Annotated in this window: 16 protein-coding genes; 13 read left to right on the forward strand and 3 right to left on the reverse strand. The window is 72.5% G+C overall.

Annotated elements, in window-relative coordinates; genetic code table 11:
- Positions 1 to 22 precede the first annotated feature (22 nt).
- The 3 genes from ACWCPF_RS35305 to ACWCPF_RS35315 all read left to right on the forward strand — a co-directional run bounded on the left by ACWCPF_RS35305 (position 23) and on the right by ACWCPF_RS35315 (position 3,377).
- On the forward strand, positions 23 to 589 hold the full coding sequence (locus tag ACWCPF_RS35305; protein WP_451049190.1) for an RsiG family protein: 567 nt from the start codon (positions 23 to 25) through the stop codon (positions 587 to 589).
- A 126-nt stretch (positions 590 to 715) separates the two neighbouring features.
- Entirely contained in the window at positions 716 to 2,134 is a 1,419-nt protein-coding gene (locus tag ACWCPF_RS35310; protein ID WP_451049191.1) for a GNAT family N-acetyltransferase, read from the forward strand.
- Positions 2,135 to 2,468: 334 nt separating this feature from the next.
- A complete protein-coding gene (locus ACWCPF_RS35315) occupies positions 2,469 to 3,377 on the forward strand; it encodes a winged helix-turn-helix domain-containing protein (protein WP_451049192.1) in 909 nt (302 codons plus the stop codon).
- Here ACWCPF_RS35315 and ACWCPF_RS35320 read toward each other — a convergent pair.
- Complete coding sequence (locus ACWCPF_RS35320) at positions 3,367 to 3,561, reverse strand: hypothetical protein (protein ID WP_451049193.1); 195 nt, start codon at positions 3,559 to 3,561, stop codon at positions 3,367 to 3,369. The genes ACWCPF_RS35315 and ACWCPF_RS35320 overlap by 11 nt on opposite strands.
- A 155-nt stretch (positions 3,562 to 3,716) precedes the next feature.
- Here ACWCPF_RS35320 and ACWCPF_RS35325 point away from each other — a divergent pair, with 155 nt between their 5' ends.
- Both ACWCPF_RS35325 and ACWCPF_RS35330 read left to right on the forward strand, forming a co-directional pair.
- Positions 3,717 to 4,607: a GntR family transcriptional regulator gene (locus tag ACWCPF_RS35325; protein ID WP_451049194.1), complete on the forward strand. Its 891-nt coding sequence runs from the start codon at positions 3,717 to 3,719 to the stop codon at positions 4,605 to 4,607.
- Positions 4,556 to 5,365 carry an HAD family hydrolase gene (locus ACWCPF_RS35330; protein ID WP_451049195.1) on the forward strand — a complete coding sequence of 270 codons (810 nt, stop codon included), beginning with the start codon at positions 4,556 to 4,558 and terminating at the stop codon, positions 5,363 to 5,365. The genes ACWCPF_RS35325 and ACWCPF_RS35330 overlap by 52 nt, the downstream gene beginning before the upstream one ends.
- Here ACWCPF_RS35330 and ACWCPF_RS35335 read toward each other — a convergent pair.
- Positions 5,352 to 5,537: a hypothetical protein gene (locus ACWCPF_RS35335; RefSeq protein ID WP_451049196.1), complete on the reverse strand. Its 186-nt coding sequence runs from the start codon at positions 5,535 to 5,537 to the stop codon at positions 5,352 to 5,354. The genes ACWCPF_RS35330 and ACWCPF_RS35335 overlap by 14 nt on opposite strands.
- Before the next feature lie 160 nt (positions 5,538 to 5,697).
- On the opposite strand from ACWCPF_RS35335, the gene ACWCPF_RS35340 reads away from it, so the two are divergent.
- The 7 genes from ACWCPF_RS35340 (at position 5,698) to ACWCPF_RS35370 (ending at position 14,309) form a co-directional block, all read left to right on the forward strand.
- Positions 5,698 to 6,609: a winged helix-turn-helix domain-containing protein gene (locus ACWCPF_RS35340; protein ID WP_451049197.1), complete on the forward strand. Its 912-nt coding sequence runs from the start codon at positions 5,698 to 5,700 to the stop codon at positions 6,607 to 6,609.
- 354 nt (positions 6,610 to 6,963) lie between these two features.
- On the forward strand, positions 6,964 to 9,057 hold the full coding sequence (locus ACWCPF_RS35345; RefSeq protein WP_451049198.1) for a phosphotransferase: 2,094 nt from the start codon (positions 6,964 to 6,966) through the stop codon (positions 9,055 to 9,057).
- A gap of 59 nt (positions 9,058 to 9,116) precedes the next feature.
- Positions 9,117 to 9,746, forward strand: coding sequence for a TetR/AcrR family transcriptional regulator (locus ACWCPF_RS35350; RefSeq protein ID WP_451049199.1), 630 nt, complete (start codon positions 9,117 to 9,119; stop codon positions 9,744 to 9,746).
- Positions 9,747 to 9,805: 59 nt separating this feature from the next.
- Entirely contained in the window at positions 9,806 to 11,914 is a 2,109-nt protein-coding gene (locus tag ACWCPF_RS35355) for a HelD family protein (RefSeq protein WP_451049200.1), read from the forward strand.
- A gap of 96 nt (positions 11,915 to 12,010) precedes the next feature.
- On the forward strand, positions 12,011 to 12,724 hold the full coding sequence (locus ACWCPF_RS35360) for a hypothetical protein (RefSeq protein ID WP_451049201.1): 714 nt from the start codon (positions 12,011 to 12,013) through the stop codon (positions 12,722 to 12,724).
- Between the two features lie 49 nt (positions 12,725 to 12,773).
- The gene (locus tag ACWCPF_RS35365) at positions 12,774 to 13,802 is read left to right on the forward strand and encodes a hypothetical protein (protein ID WP_451049202.1); all 1,029 of its coding nucleotides are present in this window, start codon (positions 12,774 to 12,776) and stop codon (positions 13,800 to 13,802) included.
- 12 nt (positions 13,803 to 13,814) lie between these two features.
- Positions 13,815 to 14,309, forward strand: coding sequence for an HAD domain-containing protein (locus ACWCPF_RS35370; RefSeq protein WP_451049203.1), 495 nt, complete (start codon positions 13,815 to 13,817; stop codon positions 14,307 to 14,309).
- A 155-nt stretch (positions 14,310 to 14,464) separates the two neighbouring features.
- Here ACWCPF_RS35370 and ACWCPF_RS35375 read toward each other — a convergent pair whose 3' ends face one another.
- Positions 14,465 to 15,208, reverse strand: a complete 744-nt coding sequence (locus ACWCPF_RS35375) for a patatin-like phospholipase family protein (RefSeq protein ID WP_451049204.1) — start codon at positions 15,206 to 15,208, stop codon at positions 14,465 to 14,467.
- A 239-nt stretch (positions 15,209 to 15,447) separates the two neighbouring features.
- Between ACWCPF_RS35375 and ACWCPF_RS35380 the strand changes: the two genes are divergently transcribed.
- A complete protein-coding gene (locus tag ACWCPF_RS35380) occupies positions 15,448 to 16,143 on the forward strand; it encodes a sigma-70 family RNA polymerase sigma factor (protein WP_451049205.1) in 696 nt (231 codons plus the stop codon).
- Positions 16,144 to 16,647: the final 504 nt, after the last annotated feature.

Here is a 16,647-nt window from a genome sequence, read left to right on the forward strand (position 1 = left end):
GTCGAGGGGACGGTCGAAGGACATGAGCACACCGAGTACCGGGCGGCCTGCGACACACCGGCCGCCGACACAGCGAGGCGACAGCCCCGTGCTGTCCGCGCCGCCTCCGGAGCCCGACCTGGCCGGGCTGAGCCTGCCCGAACTGCGCACCCTGCGCCGGGACGCCCAGCGCGACGAGGCCGATCTCAGCTACGTACGACGGCTGCTCCAGGGCCGTATCGACATCCTGCGCGCGGAACTGGCCCGGCGTTCCCCGACGGGCGCGGCCTCCGTGGTCGAGCGGCTGTCGGAGATCCTCACCGACGCCCCGGCCCGCCACCGTTCCTCGGCCCGGCACGTCACGCTGGGCACCCCGCACAGCGAGGAGTACCGCCGGCTGGCCGCCGACATGCTCGCCGACGTCGAACTCTCCGACCTCGACGCCCGCACCGACCCCGAGCTCCATGAGGCGATGGCCCGCCTGGTCCGCTACGAACAGCAGGTCTCGAGCCGCCGCCAGCACCTCCAGCGCACGGCCGACGGCTCGGGCGCGGAGATCAGCAGGAGGTACCGGGAGGGGGAGGCGCAGGTGGAGGACCTGCTGGTGTAACGGTCATGCGCGAGGCGGGCGGGTGTCCCGGGGCGGGCGCCCCGGAGGCGGGCCCCCGGAGGCGGGCCCCCGGAGGCGGGTGAAAATTCCCCGCGGCGCCCGCCCCGGCCTGCCTACGGTGACTCCATGACCAGCCGAGCCACCGACCACCACTCCACCGACCAGCCGCTTGACCACTCCACCGACCGGCCCGTCGACCACTCCACCGACCGGGCCGCCGACCGGCCCGCCGATCAGCCTGCCGACCGGGCCGGCGATCAGCCTGCCGACCGGGCCGGCGGCCGCTCGTTCGGCCGCCCGTTCGACCCCGACGTTCGGCCGATCACCGACGCCGAGCTCCCCGACTGGATACGCGCCCTGCAGACGGGCTTCCTGCGCCCGCCCGTCGTCACCGAGCAGGGGGTCGCCGACCGCCGGACGGCGCTCGCCGGCTCCCGCGTCTCCGCCGCGTTCGACGCGGGAAAGTGCGTGGCGACGTTCCGCTCGTTCCCCCAGGAGCTCACCGCGGTCGGCGGCGCCCAGGTGCCGGCCGACGCCATCTCCAACGTCGCCGTCGTCGCCACCCATCGCCGCCGCGGGCTGCTCACCCGGCTGATGACGGACGACCTGACGGCCGCGAAGGAACGCGGGGACGTCGTCGCCACCCTCATCGCCGCCGAGTACCGGATCTACGGCCGCTACGGCTTCGGCCCGGCCACCACCATGACCGAATGGTCGATCGACGTGCCGCGGGCCGGCTTCGACCCGCGCCGGACCGTGCCGGAGGACGGCGGCCGGGTCGACCTCGTCGACGGCGCGGAGGTCCGCCGGATCGGCCCCTGGCTGCACGAGCGGCTGCGGCTCGTCCAGCCCGGCGCGGTCAGCCGGGACGAGCACTGGTGGGCGTCGAACACCGGGCAGCTGCACCTGTACGGCAACCCCTGGACCGAGCCCTTCTACGCGGTGTACCGCTCGGCGGACGGCGTCGTCGACGGGCTGGTCTCGTACCGGGCGGACGACAACTGGAACGACGCCAAGCAGCCGCTGAACACGGCCTCGGTGAGCTGGCTGATCGCGGCGACCCCGGCCGCGGAGCGCGCCCTGTGGCACTACCTCTGCTCCATCGACTGGATCACGCGGGTGAAGTCGGGCTGGCGCTCCCCGGACGACCTGCTCCCGCAGTATCTGCCGGACCCGCGCGCGGCGAGCATCACCACACAGGCGGACTGGCTGTGGGTGCGGATCCTGGACGTCGTGGCAGCCCTGGAGGCGCGTACGTACGACACGGCGGGCACGGTGGTCCTGGAGGTCGTGGACCGGGCCGGCCTGGCCGGAGGCCGCTTCCTGCTGGACGCGACCCCCGACGGCGCCACCTGTGTGCCGACCACCCGCAGCGCCGACCTCACCCTGGACGTGTCCGAGCTGGCGACGCTGTGGCTGGGCGACGGGTCCGCGGGGCGGCTGGCGGCGCTGGGCCGGCTCCGGGAAGAACGAGCGGGCGCCGCCCGTGGGGTCGACGCCCTGCTGCGTACGTCCGGGCGTCCTTGGTGCCCGGACATGTTCTGAGAGCTCCCTTCGCCGTGCGGCTGCCCTTGTGTCCTGCTGACATTCAGGCGTTCTGTTCTCCGTCTATCCGTAGCTGTTCAGTTGTGGCTGTGCTCTTGTCGCTCTGAAGTTGTGGCTGTGCGGAAGCTGTTCAGTTGTGGCTGTACGTCGGTGCCGACTGCTCGGGCTCCCGGCTCCCCTCCGGAAGGGAGCCCGACCGGCCAACCGTATGGAAGTTTGACCATGTTGTTGAAGTTGGCAGCCAACTTCACTGTACTTATGTCCGCTTGGAAGCGTCCTATAACCATCTCTCTTTGAACTGACGCAAGATGGCGGGAAGTTGTACTGTGCGAACGTGGAGCCGGAACATGCCTCCGTCAATGGGCGGAGGAGGGCGGAGCGGCCGCAGCGGTCACACCGCGAGGTGGCGGACGAGCTGCGCACCAGGATCAGAACCGGGGTGCTGCGGCCGGGGGAGCGCATGCCCACGCAGGCCCGGCTGGCGGACGAGTTCGGCGTCGAGCGGGGTGCGGTGCGCCAGGCGCTTCGCATTCTGCAGTCGGAACGGCTCCTCACCAACGTCTCCAAGGGAAGTCCGGCGACGGTCGCCGCGCAGCCGGGCGCCGGCGGCCCCCCGACCGGGCCGGCCGCGACGCCGCAGGCGTCCATGGTCGCGCTGCCGCCACGTGTCACCGAAGCCTTCGCGGCCGAGCATGTGGAGGTCGACGCGCTCTGTCTCACCGCGGTCTCGCTGACGGTCGCGATCGGAGAACCCCTGCGGCAGATTCACGCGGGGCAGCTGAAACCGGCCAAGATCGACGTCCGTGTCCTGTTGCCGTCCCGGGACATCGACCTCGCCTTCCCGGCACCGGTGGACGCCTCGGCCACCGGGCGACTGCAGCGCCGCTGGCTGGCCCATCGCAACGCCCAGGGCCAGGTGCTGCGGCACAACCTGCTCACCCTGCGCTCCACGCACGGCATCGATGTGCACGTGACCTTCCGCGCGCTGCCGTTCACCCCGCCGGTCAAGCTGTATCTGCTCAACGGGACGGAAGCCCTGTTCGCGTACTACACGGTCCGGCGGCGCGAGCAGACGATCGACCAGGAGCTGCTGGAGATGTACGACGCCGAGGGCACGCGGTCGGTGCTGTTCGCCTTCGAACAGGGCGCCGGACCGCGTGACACGACGTTCGTGGAACAGTCCCACCTGTGGTTCAACGCGCTGTGGGAGACCATCAGCTCGGAGTTGGTGCTCACGAGTTGACGGCGGGCCCGGTCGCGAGAAGGGCGAGGATCACGGCGCCGACGGAGCTGATGGCGGGGCTCTTGGCCTTGATGCCGATGCTGAGCAGCAGCAGACCGACGGCGCCGGCGGGGCCGTACTTCCACTGGATGGTCTGCTCTACACCGACGACGAAGACGGCGCTGAGAACGACGAGGACGGGCATGGCGGTTCCCCCCTTCGGAGGCTGGTAGTGGGAAGCAAACCTTCCGCCAACTCGCTGAAGTTGGCAACCAACTATGATTATGTTGTCCCCAGTTGGCAGCAACCGCTAAACAACTTTCAAACAACTGCCGTCGGATGGATGGAAGTTGTAGCGTTTTGGTCGTGACCCAGGAGAGCGTGGCGGAGAACGTGGTAGTGAACGGCAGCAGAAGGGCCTCGCCCCAGGAGATCGCCGACGCCCTGCGCGAGCGCATCCGCGCCGGGGATCTCAAGGCGGGCGACCGGCTGCCCACCCAGGCCGAGCTCGCCGACGAGTTCGGCGTGGAGCGCGGCACCGTACGCCAGGCCCTGCGGATACTGCAGGAGGACGGCCTGCTCACCAACGTGAGCAAGGGCAGCCCGCCCCGGATCGCCCAGCCGCCCGCGCCGGGCCGCGACGAGCCGCAGCCCACGATGGTCGGCCTCGCCCCACGGCTGACCGCGGCCTTCGCCGCCCGGCACGTGCGCATCGACGCGGCCTGTCTGACCGCCGAGAGCCTCATCCCGGCGCTGGCCGAGCCCTTGCGGCTGATCTACGGCGGCCGGCTGCGGCCCGAGAAGATCGACGTCCGCATCCTGCTGCCCTCCCGGGACATCAGCCTTGCCTTCCCGGTCCCGGTCGACGGGCGCGGCGAGGACGACCCCGTCCACGAGCGCTGGCTGGCGATGCGCAACGCGCAGGGGCATGTGCTGCGGCACAACCTGCAGACGCTGCGCTCGCACGGCATCGACGTCAGCATCACGTTCCGCGCGCTGCCGTTCACCCCGCCGGTGAAGCTGTACCTCCTCAACGAGCAGGAGGCGCTGATCGCGTACTACATGGTGACCCGCCGGGAGGAGTCGACCGACACCGGAATCCTCGACATGTACGACGTGCTGGGCACCGAGTCGCTGCTCTTCTCCTTCGAGAAGACGGCCGGTCAGCGCGACGCCGCGTTCGTGGAGGAATCCCAGAAGTGGTTCGACGCCCTCTGGGAAACCATCACGACGGACCTGACACTCTCCTAGTGACCTCTGATACGACGCAGACTGAACAGGTGGCAGCCAACACCGAGAACGACACGGGAAACGGGACCGCCGATCTACGGGAGACGATCACGCGCGCGCGGGTCGTCCTGTGGGACTTCGACGGGCCGATCTGTCGTCTCTTCGCCGGCCACTCGGCGGAGGGGGTGGCCGACGGCCTGGTGGAGTGGCTCGAAGGGCGGGGCCTGCACCATCTGCTGACGGAGTCCGAGCGGGCGTCGCTGGACCCGCACGTCGTGCTGCGCGCCGTGGACCGCCGGCGCCCCGGCAGCGACCTGGTCGCGGAGCTGGAGGAGCGTCTCACCCAGGAGGAGCTGAAGGCCACGTCCTCGGCGATGCCCACCGCGTACGCCGACCCCCTGATCCGCACGCTCACCGCTCTGCGCAAGCGGCTGGCCATCACCACGAACAACTCTCCCCGGGTGGTCGCCTCCTACCTGGCGAGCCGCGGTCTCACCTCGTGCTTCGCCCCCCATGTCTACGGCCGCACCCGGCAACTGCACCACCTCAAGCCCCACCCGCACTGTCTGAACCTCGCCCTGCGCGCCATGGGCTCGGCCCCCGAGACCGCCCTGATGATCGGCGACACCCCCTCGGACTACCTGGCCGCCCGGGACGCGGGCGTCCCGTTCCTCGGCTACGCGCGTAACGAGCGCAAGGCGAAGCTGCTGCGGGGTGCGGGCGCCACGCACGTGGTGCACTCGCTGGAGCCGGTGCTGCAGGCGATCAAGTCGTCCTGAGCATCAGCGCCACCAGGACGACGACCGCCCCGACGGCGAGCACATGGTGCCGGGCCCGGATCCCCACGGCGACGGTGAGCAGCAGCATCACGCCCACCGCCCCCAGCTTGGCCTGCACTGTCAACCCCGCGCAGAACGCGAGGAGTTCCCAGACCGCCGACAACAGGAGCATGCCCTTCCACCTCCCTGCCAGTCTCTGTGAAGCTTTCAACTCTCGGTCCAATTGGACTGGTTGACTTGAATTGGGTCTCCCCGGGCGAGTTGATCCTTAATCGGCCTGACATTGGTTTGGCATTGGTTTGGCATTGGACGGATGGCGGTACGGTCGCGGTGTGGACGCACAGCACAGCGGCAGCGGCGGCGGTAGTGGCAGCGGCAGCGGCGATGTCGGCGGCCGGGAGTTCCATCGGGTCGCCGACGAACTGCGGGCCCGTATGACGGACGGCACCTACCCGCTGCGCTCGTTCCTGCCGTCCCAGCGCGACCTGGCCGACGAGTTCGAGGTCTCCCGGGACACCGTCCAGCGCGTGCTGCGGGAACTGGTCAACGAGGGCTGGGTCGAGTCCCGGCAGGGCAGCGGCTCCCGCGTGGTCAAGACCCAGCGGATACAGTCGTCCACCCCCAGGGCCACCCGGCAGCGGCACGGGGCGACGCTGGGGCCGCTGCTCAGCGAGGCCTTCGAGCAGCCCGAAGTCACCTTGGACGTCTACACGTTGACGTCCGAGGCGCTGGACGCGCACATCAGGCTCCAGGCCGAGCGGATCCACAGCCGCTCCATCGCCCCCGAGCGCATCGGGCTGCGGATGCTCCTGCCCTCCGAGGCGATGGCCCTGCCCTACCCGAGCAACAAGGACGACGCGGGGGACGGCCGGCTGCGCAGCCGGCTGCGCGACATCACCAACCGGCACACGGAGTCGCTGCGCGGGGTGCTGAAGGATCTGAAGACCGAGAAGCTCGTGCCGTCCGTCGACGTCCAGATCCGGCACGCGCCGCTGACGCCGGCGTTCAAGCTGTACCTCCTCAACGGCGCGGAGGCGCTGCACGGCCCGTACGAGGTGATCGTGCGGCAGATCGAGCTGGGCTCGGGCGACGACGTCGAGGAGGTCACCGCGCTCGACGTGCTCGGTCTCGGCGCCACCCTCAGCCATCTCGTCAAGGACGGGGATCCGAACTCGCCGGGCACCGTCTTCGTCGACACCTGGCAGTCGTGGTTCGACTCCGTCTGGAACCTGCTCGCCGAATAGGCTCGCGGAAAAGCGGGCGGCGAGGTGTGCGCTAACATTCCTCAATCCCGCGAGCAATCGCTCCCGTCCGTACGTATGAGACGGCGAACAAAGCCGGTCTCGGACGGCCCGACGTGGATGAGTGGCTCACCACCCATTGGCTCACTTGATCATCGCTTCGGTCGTGCGGCGCCTTTACCGTTGCCTTTGCCGTCTGCCCTCACCTTTCGCCCTCACCGTTTGCCCCAACCAGCCCAGCGCGAGTATCCGGAGCGGCCAGTGGTCGACCACCTTGTTCCCCCTCGTCACCACGGGGAACGAGCCGCCGAGGATGTGCCCGGGGTTCTCCGCGCCTTCGTCAGGACCGCGGAGTCGATGCAGGAGTCCAGCGGCCATCACAATCGCAACTATGTGCTACCGCTGACCGAGGGAGTGGCCGAACTGGTCGGCGGCGAGGCCGGCGCCTCGGTGATCGTGCGCATTCGACGCTCCGACGCGCTGCCCGTGGTGATCCGGACCTGGCAGGACGAGGCGGCCATCCTCGACGCCGTCCACGCCGCCCTGCCGCACGCGCCGAAATGCCTGTTCAAGACGCCGGGCCATGCCATCCACAGCCATGTGGAAGGCGTACCGCTCTCCACGATCTGCGGAAACGGTAAGCCTGTCGACACCCTGCTGATGAAGGCGCTGGCCGGACTGCTCGCCCAGATGACCCAGGTCCGCCGGCAGGCCCTGCCGCCGCTGCCGAGCTCCTGGCCCGCCAACCACAGCGACAGCCAGGGCTTCCTCAAGACCCTCGCCCTTTGCGCCGACGAACAGATCCGCAAACCCAACTGGGCCGAGTTCGGCGGTCTGTTCAAGGCGCTGGGCATCTCCGACGACGCCCTGCTCAGGCTGGCCGAGCGGGTGCCCGCACTGACCCGGCGGCCGTACAGCCTGCTGCACGCGGATCTGCACCGGGACAACCTGATCCTGTCCTACGACGGCGACCCGCCGCTGGTCTGCGTCGACTGGGAGCTGGCGACCTACGGCGACCCGCTGCACGACCTCGCCACCCATCTGGTGCGCATGCAGTACCCGGATCACCAGTGGGCCGAGGTGATCGAGGCATGGGCGCGGGCCATGCGGGAGTTCCGGCCCGGCGCGGTCAAGGGCCTGTACAAGGACCTGCGCCACTACGTCGACTTCGAGCGGGCGCAGTCCGTCTACCCGGACGTGGTGCGGGCCGCCAGGACACTGCAGGAGTCGTTCACGCAGAAGAGCCTCGACGAGGCGACGGTGAAGGTGAGCCGGGCGCTCGGCGCGGCGGCGGTCCCGCTGCGGCTGCGGGACGTGCCGGCCGACGACGAGATCCAGCGGGCCCTCTTCCGGTGGCTGGCCTCGCGCGGCGACGGCGGCGTCAGCGGCCGGCACTGGATGGCGAAGGCCTCCGCCTGGCAGCCGGACCGGCGGTTCCCCGAGAACCCGCTGTTCCCGGCCTCCGCCGTGCGGGAGGCGCTGCTCGCGGAGGGGGCCGCCCCGGCGCACCGGGTGTTCAAGGGCACCGCCCATCTCAACTCGGTGGTCTGGGTGGGGGCCATGCCGACCCCGGTGGTCGTGCGCCGCAAACTCCCCAACGTCTCCCGGCGCGAGCCGAGTTACCTGAGCGAGCACGCCGTTCTGCGGGCGATCGAGGAGTCGGGCGTCCGGGTGGCGGCGCCCAGGGTGCTGGCGCTGGGCGAGAGCTACCCGGACGACGGGTTCAGCATCCAGACCTATGTCGGCACCCGCGTCGACCAGCCGCCGAGCCACCCGGTGAACGGTCTGCGCCCGCACGAGGCGGACGCGCTCGTCGACCAGCTGTGCGAACTGACCCGCGTGGACCACCGGCTGCTCGATCCGCAGGCCGGGGACGTCGTCTTCTACGAGTGGCTGAAGGAGCAGCTCGTCGGCCTGGTGCGGGACCTGCCCAAGGAGTCGCTGCAACTGGCCCGCACGCTCGGGCTGCCCGACGAGTGGCGGCTGCGCGAGATCCTCTCCCGGCACCGGCTGAGCGAGCGGGCCCCGGCCCTGCTGCACGGCGACCTCAACCCGTGGAACCTGGTGCGCCGCAACGACCGCCATGCCCTGACCGTCATCGACTGGGAGATGGCCCTGGTCGGCGATCCGCTCTACGACCTGGTCCGGCACATGCATCTGACGCCGACCCGGCCGGAGATCCGCACCCGTATGTTCGGGCGGTGGGAGGCGAAGCTGCCCAAGGAGCACACGGCGAACTGGGACAAGGACTGGACCGTCTACCGCTGGATCGAGATCGTCCGCTCCGCGTACATCGACCTCGACCGGCTGGCGACCCGGGCGAGCCTGGACGCCCCCAACGTCCGCCGCGCCGTGGACTCCTACGCGGACACCCTCGCGGCCGCCACCGCCTCACTGGGCCTCCCGGTCTCGAGAACGGCCAACCCGTTCCTGGCCCTCGCGCTGGGCTAGGACCGGACGGGCCCCGCACATCGCCACGCGCAGCAGAGGGGTCGCCGTAGGCTCGGGGGATGAGTGAGATGGGGCTGCGGGAGCGCAAGCGGCAGCGGATGTACAGGGCCGTGTCGGAGGTCGCCATCCGGCTCTTCCTGGAGCGCGGCTTCGACGCGGTGTCCGTCGCCGAGGTGGCCGCCGCGGCCGAGATCTCCAAGCCGACCCTCTTCCGGTACTTCCCGGCCAAGGAGGACCTGGTCCTGCACCGGATCGCCGATCACGAGGGGGAGGCGGCGCGGGTCGTCGCCGCCGGGCGGGCCGAGGGGCTCGCGCCGCTGCCCGCGCTGCGCCGGCACTTCCTCGACGGACTGGCCGCCGCCGATCCCGTCACCGGCCTCAACGACCACCCGGCGGTCCGCGCCTTCTACGACCTCCTCTACGGCACGCCCTCCCTGGTCGCCCGGCTGTACGGCTACCTGGAACGCTCCGAGGAGGCCCTCGCCGAAGTCCTCGCCGAAGTCCTCGGCGGCGGGCTCGACGCCCGGCTGGCGGCCGGCCAGATCATCGCCGTCCGGCGGATCCTCGCCGAGGAGAACTGGCGGCGGATCGCGGCGGGGGAGCGGCTGGAGGACGTACGGGCGGACGCGGTGGCGGCGGCGGAGCGGGCCTTCGCGGTGCTGGGCGCGGGGCTGCCGCGGCTCACCTGAGCAATTCTGATGTTCGGTAAAAGATGTGACTCGGTAACGTTATTCGTTACTCTTGGCGCATGCCGCCCGCCGACCCCACCACCAGCGCCACAAGCGCCGCCAACGCCGATCCTGCCGCCGGCGATGACCTCGCCACCGTCCTGCGCCGAGAGCGCGCCCATCACGACGCCTGCCGCGCCGCCTTCGCCGCGATGGTCGAGGGCGCCGACCTCCAGGTCGTCACCGGCGAGGACGTCTCCGCCTCCGGCGCCGACGCCGAAGTCCTCGGCTACCGGTTCCGCAGCCACGCCAAGGCGCTGCACGAACTGCCCGAGGGCCCGCTGTTCTTCGGCCGGCTGGAATTCCTGACCGGAGAACCCGGCCACCACATCGGCCGGCTCCGCATCAGCGAGCACCCGGCCGCCCCGCCCCTCGTCGTCGACTGGCGCGCCCCCGTCTCCCGCGCCTTCTACCAGGCGAGCGCCCGCGACCCCCAGGGCGTGGCCGTGCGGCGACGGTTCGGCTGGGCGCCCGGCAGCCGGGGCGACTCCGCCGACCTCACCGGCCTGGAGGACGAACCCCTGGCGGACGGCCGGTCCCAGGGCGGCGACGTCGGAGGCGACGGGGACGGTGGGGACCGCGGCGGCTTCCTCGTCCGCGAGCTGGAACGCCCCCGCGTCGGCCCCATGCGGGACATCGCGGCCACCATCCAGCCCGAACAGGACGACCTCGTACGCGGGGGCCTCGCCGAGTCCGTGTGCGTGCAGGGCGCCCCCGGCACCGGCAAGACGGCCGTCGGCCTGCACCGGGCCGCCTACCTCCTCTACACCCATCCCCGGCGCATCCAACGCGGCGGACTGCTGATCCTCGGCCCCAACCGCGCCTTCCTCTCGTACATCGCCGAGGTGCTGCCCTCCCTCGGCGAGACCGGCGTACGGCAGTCGACCCTCCACGACGAGATCGGCCGCCACCCGGTCACCGGAACGGACCCCGACCGCACCGCCGCCCTCAAACACGACGCCCGGATGGCCGAGGTGCTGCGCCGCGCGCTGTACCGCCGGGTGACGGCCGACGGCGTCGAGGCGCTCGCCGTCCCGGAGGGCTCCTACCGCTGGCGGGTCACCGGCCAGGAGCTGGCACGGATCGTCGCCGGAGTGCTCGCCGACCAGCTGCCGTACGAGACCGGGCGGGAGCGGGTGCGCAGCCGGATCGTGCGCCGGATCCAGGAGCAGGCCGAACGCCGGAGCGGGCCGCGTCCCGCCGCCTGGACCCGCCGTCTCGAACGCGCGCGGCCGGTGAGCGCGTGCGTGGAGGCCCTCTGGCCGAAGACCGGCCCGGAGGAGGTGCTGGCCCGCCTCCTCACGGACCCGCAGGAGCTGGCCCGCGCGGCGGACGGCCTCCTGGACCCCGACGAGCAGCGCGCCCTGCACTGGCCGCGCCCGCCCCGCTCCCCGAAGTCGGCCCGCTGGTCGGCCGCCGACCTCGTCCTCCTCGACGAGCTCGCCGGCCTCCTCGGCCATCCGCGCGGCTACGGTCATGTCGTCGTCGACGAGGCCCAGGACCTCTCCCCGATGGAGTGCCGGGCCGTCGCCCGCCGGGTCCCCTTCGGCTCGCTCACGGTCCTCGGCGACCTGGCCCAGGGCACCACCCCGTGGGCGGCCGCCTCCTGGCCGGTCCAGCTGGCCCACCTGGGCAAGCCGGAGGCCACGATCGTCCCCCTGACCATGGGCTTCCGTGTCCCGGCCGCCGTGCTCGCCCTCGCGGGCCGCCTCCTCGACCGTCTCGACGCCGACGTCCCCCGCGCGGACTCGCTGCGCCGGGACGGCGAACTGCGCATCCGGCGGGCGGACGGCGACCTCCCTGCCGCGGTCGTCGCCGCCGTCCTCGACGCCCTCGCCCGCGAGGGCTCGATCGGCGTCATCGCCGCGGACGCGCAGCTCGACGGCGTCCGCGAGGCGCTGACCACGGCCGGCGTCCCGACCTCCGGCCCGGACGACCCGGCCGCCCGCGTGACGCTGGTCCCCGCGACCCTCGCCAAAGGCCTGGAGTACGACCACGTCGTCGCCGTCGAACCCGCGGCCGTCGCGGAAGCGGAACAGCGCGGCCTGAACCGCCTCTACGTGGTGCTGACCCGTGCGGTGTCGCGGCTGGACGTGGTGCACGAGCGGGAGCTGCCCTGGGAGGGGTGAGCCCGAGGACCCCTTCCCCGTGGGCCGCGCTCGGCTCTACGCTCGTGCGGTGTCCGGAAGTTGGAAGCCAGGCGTCAGCGCCACCCGGGGGAGACCGTGGACGTCCCGACGTTGATCGTGTTGGGAGCGGCCGGCGGTCTGCTGCGCGGGGCACTGGACGTCTACACCCGGTTCATCGACTGGCAGGCCGACCGCAGGCTGCACCGGCAGTCGATGGCCGCCGGTGCGGCCACGGAAGGCGAACTCCCCCGGTTCCAGGGGTACTTCGACCCGATCGCCGATCCTGTCGCGGCCGTCGTGCACAGTCTGATGGGCGCGGGCGCGGCGGTCCTGTTCGGCACCACGGGCCAGATCAGCGGCGCGTACGCCGCCCTCGTCGTGGGCATCTCCGCGCCCATGCTGCTCACCCAACTCGGCCGCATCCAGTCGGTGAACGAGGCGGTCACGGGCGAACGGCAGCCGGCCGAGCCGACCGAGCCCGCCGGCGTCGTCGGAACGGTGGGAACGGTCGGGACCGCCGGGGCAGTCGGGACCGCTGGCGCGGTTGTGCCGGGCCCGGCGCTCGGGCAGCCGTCGGCGGCGCCCCGGATCGAGCGGCCCGCCCGGGGAGCGGAGCTCCAGGCCTTCGGCCTCGCGGCGGACGCCCACCCGGGGGAGCCGGCGCCGGGCCGGCACCCCGAGTCGGGCGGGGACGTCGTCGGACCGCCCCGGTCCGCGCATCCCCCCGACGCGGCGGGCACTGGCCTCGACGGCCCGGGCGCGCCACGATGGCGGCAGGGACCGGCGATCGGCGAGGAGGGCATGCCATGACCGCACGCCTCTCCGGCGCCTCCCCGGCGGGAAGCAGGGGGGCAGGGCCGTGAACAGAGTCCCGCAGCACCTGCTCACCGAGGACCGCGCGGACTACGAGCGCCTCGTCGACGAGGCCCTGCGCTCAGCGCCGCACCGCCCCGAACTGGCCGCCATCGGACAGCGCCTCAACCCCGCCCAACTGCGCACCATGGCGCTCAACGCCACCGCGCTCGTCACGGTGGCCGCGGCGAGCGAGTACCAGCACTACGTGAGGGTCCGCGAGGAACGGCGCTCCGCGCAGCCGTCGTCGGACGACGAGGTGTGGTGGGTGGTGGGCGACGAAGCGCCGGAGACCGACCCGGGACTCGGCCGGCGGACGGTCGCGGCAGTCCTGGGCGCCGGACGGGCGGGAGGCGTGCGCCCGGGCCCGGCCGACCGGCAGCGGTGGGCGGACCTGCCCCTGGGACGACGGCTGCTGGCCGCGCTGCTGGGCGTCCGCGGGCGCCCGGCGGCGCCGACCGCACGGGTGCCGTCCCGATTGCCGGCGGCGCACGCGCGGCTCGGGGCGCGGGACGAGTCGGACGGAGCCGGCCTCGGCGCGGTGCTGGCGGTGCTCACGCCCGTGCTCGCGGGGACCGCCGCAGTGATCTTCCTGCTCGTGGGCTACCTGCTGAACGTGTTGGTGCCCACTGCCTCCATCGCCGTGCCCCTGTTGACCACGGGGTGGGTCTTCGCGGCGATCACGGCCGCCTCGATCCTCGTCGGCGGGACGGCCCTGCTGCTCACCGCGCTGCGCGAGGCCCGCGCACCGACCACGCAGCACGACCCGGCGGACGACGAGGTCGCCCGGGCCCGGGAGGTTTGGCACGAGGCCCTGCTGGAGCGCGGCATCCTGCCGTTCCTGCGCGAGGCCCTCGCGGCTCCCGGGATGTCGGCGTCCCGGATCCCGCAGTCCCCCGGCCCGGGCTCTCTGCAGCACGTCGTCCGCACCTTCCCGGACGCCGAGAGTTCGCCCGGCGAACCAGGCCGCCCCAGGTATGCCAGCCCGGACTTCACCAGCCCCGATTTCGGTGGCCCGGAACACGAACGTGAGTGATCCTGTACGGCGATGCTGCTCTTCCTCGACGTCGACGGGACGCTGATCCCGTTCGGAGGCACGGACCCCTACCCGCGCTACGGACCACCGTCGCCCCCGCACTCGCCGCCCCACCCCCTGCTGCCCCGCCTCGACCCGGCGTTCGGCCCCCGACTGGTCGCCCTGGGCTGCGAGTTGGTGTGGGCGACGACCTGGCTGGACGACGCGAACACGGTCCTGGCCCCCTGGCTCGGCCTGCCGGCGCTGCCGGTGGTGGAGTGGCCGGAGGAGGGGGAGGGGGCTGAGGCGGAGCCGCCGGGTGGTGGCGTGCACTGGAAGACGCCGCTCCTGGTCGCGTGGGCCGCGGGCCGCCCGTTCGTCTGGCTCGACGACGAGATCACCCGCGCCGACCACGCCTGGGTCACCGCCCACCACCCCGGCCGTGCCCTCCTGCACCGCGTCGACCAGCGGCGCGGGCTGACGGACGAGGACTTCGCGGCGGTGACGGACTGGCTGGCAGCGCCCTGAAGGAGCGCGGGGAACTGCGCCGTGAAGGGGCGCGGGGAACTGCGCCGTGAAGGGGCGCGGGGAACTGTGCGACCAGCCACGACGGCGCCGCAGCGGAACGACGGCACATCGCGGCACATCCAGCGGAGCGCTTAGCGGAGCGCCTGGCGGAGCGCTCAGGTCCAGCTCTCCAGCGCCTCCCGGGCGGCGAGGTACCCCCGGTCGATCAGGTCCGGGACCCCGGCGGCCGACCAGGAGGAGTGTCCGGCGGTGTCGATCGTGACGACCAGGTCGGCGTGTCGTCCGTGGGCCGGGTGATCGGGCCGGGACTCGAACCAGCGGCGCCAGCGGGTGTTGCCGCGTCCGAAGCCGACGGCGATGACCCGTTCGGCGCCGAGCCGGTGCGCGGCCCAGACCGGGGACGGCGACAGCACGGCGCCGTCCACGCAGAGCGAGCCGCCCTCCTCCAGCCGGACCGGCGGGAACAGGCCGGGCACGGCGGTGCTGGCCCGCACGGCGGCGGTCAGCGAGCCGGAGGAGACCAGCCGGGGGGTCGTGGACCGCAACTCCGTGACCACCGCGCCGAACCGCGTCGGCAGCTCCTCTATCAGCAGGTCGCCGAGCATCTGCTCGATGCCGCGGACCATGGGCGTGGTGTCCAGCAGTCCGAGGCGCGGGGTGATCGCGGCCGACCCGAAGTCGGCCCACTGCGCCCGCAGCAGCCGCGCGGTGATCCGCTCGCTGTCGGCCCCGGCGGCCCAGGCTCCGCCGATCAGCGCTCCCGCACTGGCCCCGGTGACCACGGAGATCTCGACCCCGGCCTCCTCCAGGGCCCGCAGCACACCGGCGTGCGCCGCGCCGAGGGCCGCCCCGCTGGACAGGACCAGGCCCACGGCAGGCGACTGCGGGGACGACGACACTGATGGGCTCCCTCTACGGACCGGCTGGGCCGGTATGGTCGCACGCCCGCCCGCAAACGATCTTGAGGTGCCCCCGGGGTCCACGGTGGGGCCCCGGTGGACCCCGGGGGTACACCCGGGTTTCCACGGGTGCGCCCGGGCCCCGGGCCGGACGACGGTGGCTAGGTCACTGAGCCGGGTTCTGGCGCACGATGAGCCGGTCCCGGCGGTCCGGACCACCGGGATCGGGGAAGATCGTCATGCGTTTGTCCAGCATCGACGTCGGGTCGGAACGAGGCTCGTCGAGAGTGGGTACGACCGGGAGCGCGACGGCGACCGCCGTTCGCTTCGGGCCCGAGGCGGCAGCGGAGTTCGAGAGCCTCCGTTGCCTGCTCTTCAAGATCGCCTATCAGACGCTGGGTCGCGCCGTCGACGCCGAGGACGTCGTCCAGGACGTCTGGATCCGCTGGCAGGGCGCGGACCGGGCCCAGGTGCGCAACCGGGTCGCGTTCCTCGTGACCGTCACCACCCGGGTCGCGCTCAACGCGGCGACCTCGGCGCACGCCCGTCGCGAGATCTGCGCCGGGGGATGGAGCCGGGAACACGATCTCGCGTCCGTCGATCCGGAGGGGGAGGCCGAACGCGGGGAGGCCCTCGAGCTCGCGGTCGGACTGCTCATGGAACGGCTGACGCCCGTCGAACGCGCCGTCTACGTCCTTCGCGAGGCGTTCGAGTATCCGTTCCGCGAGATCGCCGAGCTGCTGGAACTCAGCGAGGTCAACGCCCGGCAACTGGCGTTCCGGGCGCGCAGGCATCTCACCGGCCAACGCCGCAACCCGGTCGACCGCACCCAGCGCGACGGCCTGCTGGAAGCCTTCCTCGACGCCTCCCAGGCCGGCGACATGCCCCCCTTGATCGCCCACCTCCAGCCCCGCCACCCCCAGCCCCAAACCTGAAGCCCCCCACCCCCACCCTCGGCACCCCCCCCCACCAACGGTCCCCCGGCGAGCCCAGACCGGTGACGGCGGCCGACGAGATCACACCGGTGACGCGGCGGGATTACGGGGTGACGGTGGTCCGGCGAGACCACGGGGCGCCTGGCGAGGCCACAACGGTGACGGCGGTCTGGCAAGGTCACGGGGGTGCCTGGCGGGGCACGGGGGTGCCCGTCCAGGCCACGGAGGTGCCCGGTGAGGTTACGGCTGCGCCGGGCTGGGTCACTGCGGTGCGGGGTGGGGCCGAGGCGGTGTTCGGTGGGGCTCCGCCGGGGTCGCTAGGCTCCGCCGGGATCTGCCCAGGGCGCCGGGCTCGCCGGGGGTGCCGGGCTCGCTTGGCTCCACCGAGGGCCGCCGAGGCCGCCAGGGTTGCCGGGCTCGCCGGGCCCCGCGGTCGGCCGTCCGGCAAGTCGCCGGAGGCGTTCCGCTGGTCGGCTGGTGATTGTCCGGGTCGCTTGTGCGGGG

The organism is Streptomyces sp. NPDC001858 (assembly GCF_053594615.1).

Coding starts and splice junctions, on each gene's coding strand:
- ACWCPF_RS35350 (WP_451049199.1), top strand. CDS start 9,117: ATGAGTGAGATGGGGCTGCGGGAGCGCAAGCGGCAGCGGATGTACAGG.
- ACWCPF_RS35335 (WP_451049196.1), bottom strand. CDS start 5,537: ATGCTCCTGTTGTCGGCGGTCTGGGAACTCCTCGCGTTCTGCGCGGGG.
- ACWCPF_RS35370 (WP_451049203.1), top strand. CDS start 13,815: ATGCTGCTCTTCCTCGACGTCGACGGGACGCTGATCCCGTTCGGAGGC.
- ACWCPF_RS35355 (WP_451049200.1), top strand. CDS start 9,806: ATGCCGCCCGCCGACCCCACCACCAGCGCCACAAGCGCCGCCAACGCC.
- ACWCPF_RS35310 (WP_451049191.1), top strand. CDS start 716: ATGACCAGCCGAGCCACCGACCACCACTCCACCGACCAGCCGCTTGAC.
- ACWCPF_RS35305 (WP_451049190.1), top strand. CDS start 23: ATGAGCACACCGAGTACCGGGCGGCCTGCGACACACCGGCCGCCGACA.
- ACWCPF_RS35320 (WP_451049193.1), bottom strand. CDS start 3,561: ATGCCCGTCCTCGTCGTTCTCAGCGCCGTCTTCGTCGTCGGTGTAGAG.
- ACWCPF_RS35380 (WP_451049205.1), top strand. CDS start 15,448: ATGCGTTTGTCCAGCATCGACGTCGGGTCGGAACGAGGCTCGTCGAGA.
- ACWCPF_RS35345 (WP_451049198.1), top strand. CDS start 6,964: ATGCAGGAGTCCAGCGGCCATCACAATCGCAACTATGTGCTACCGCTG.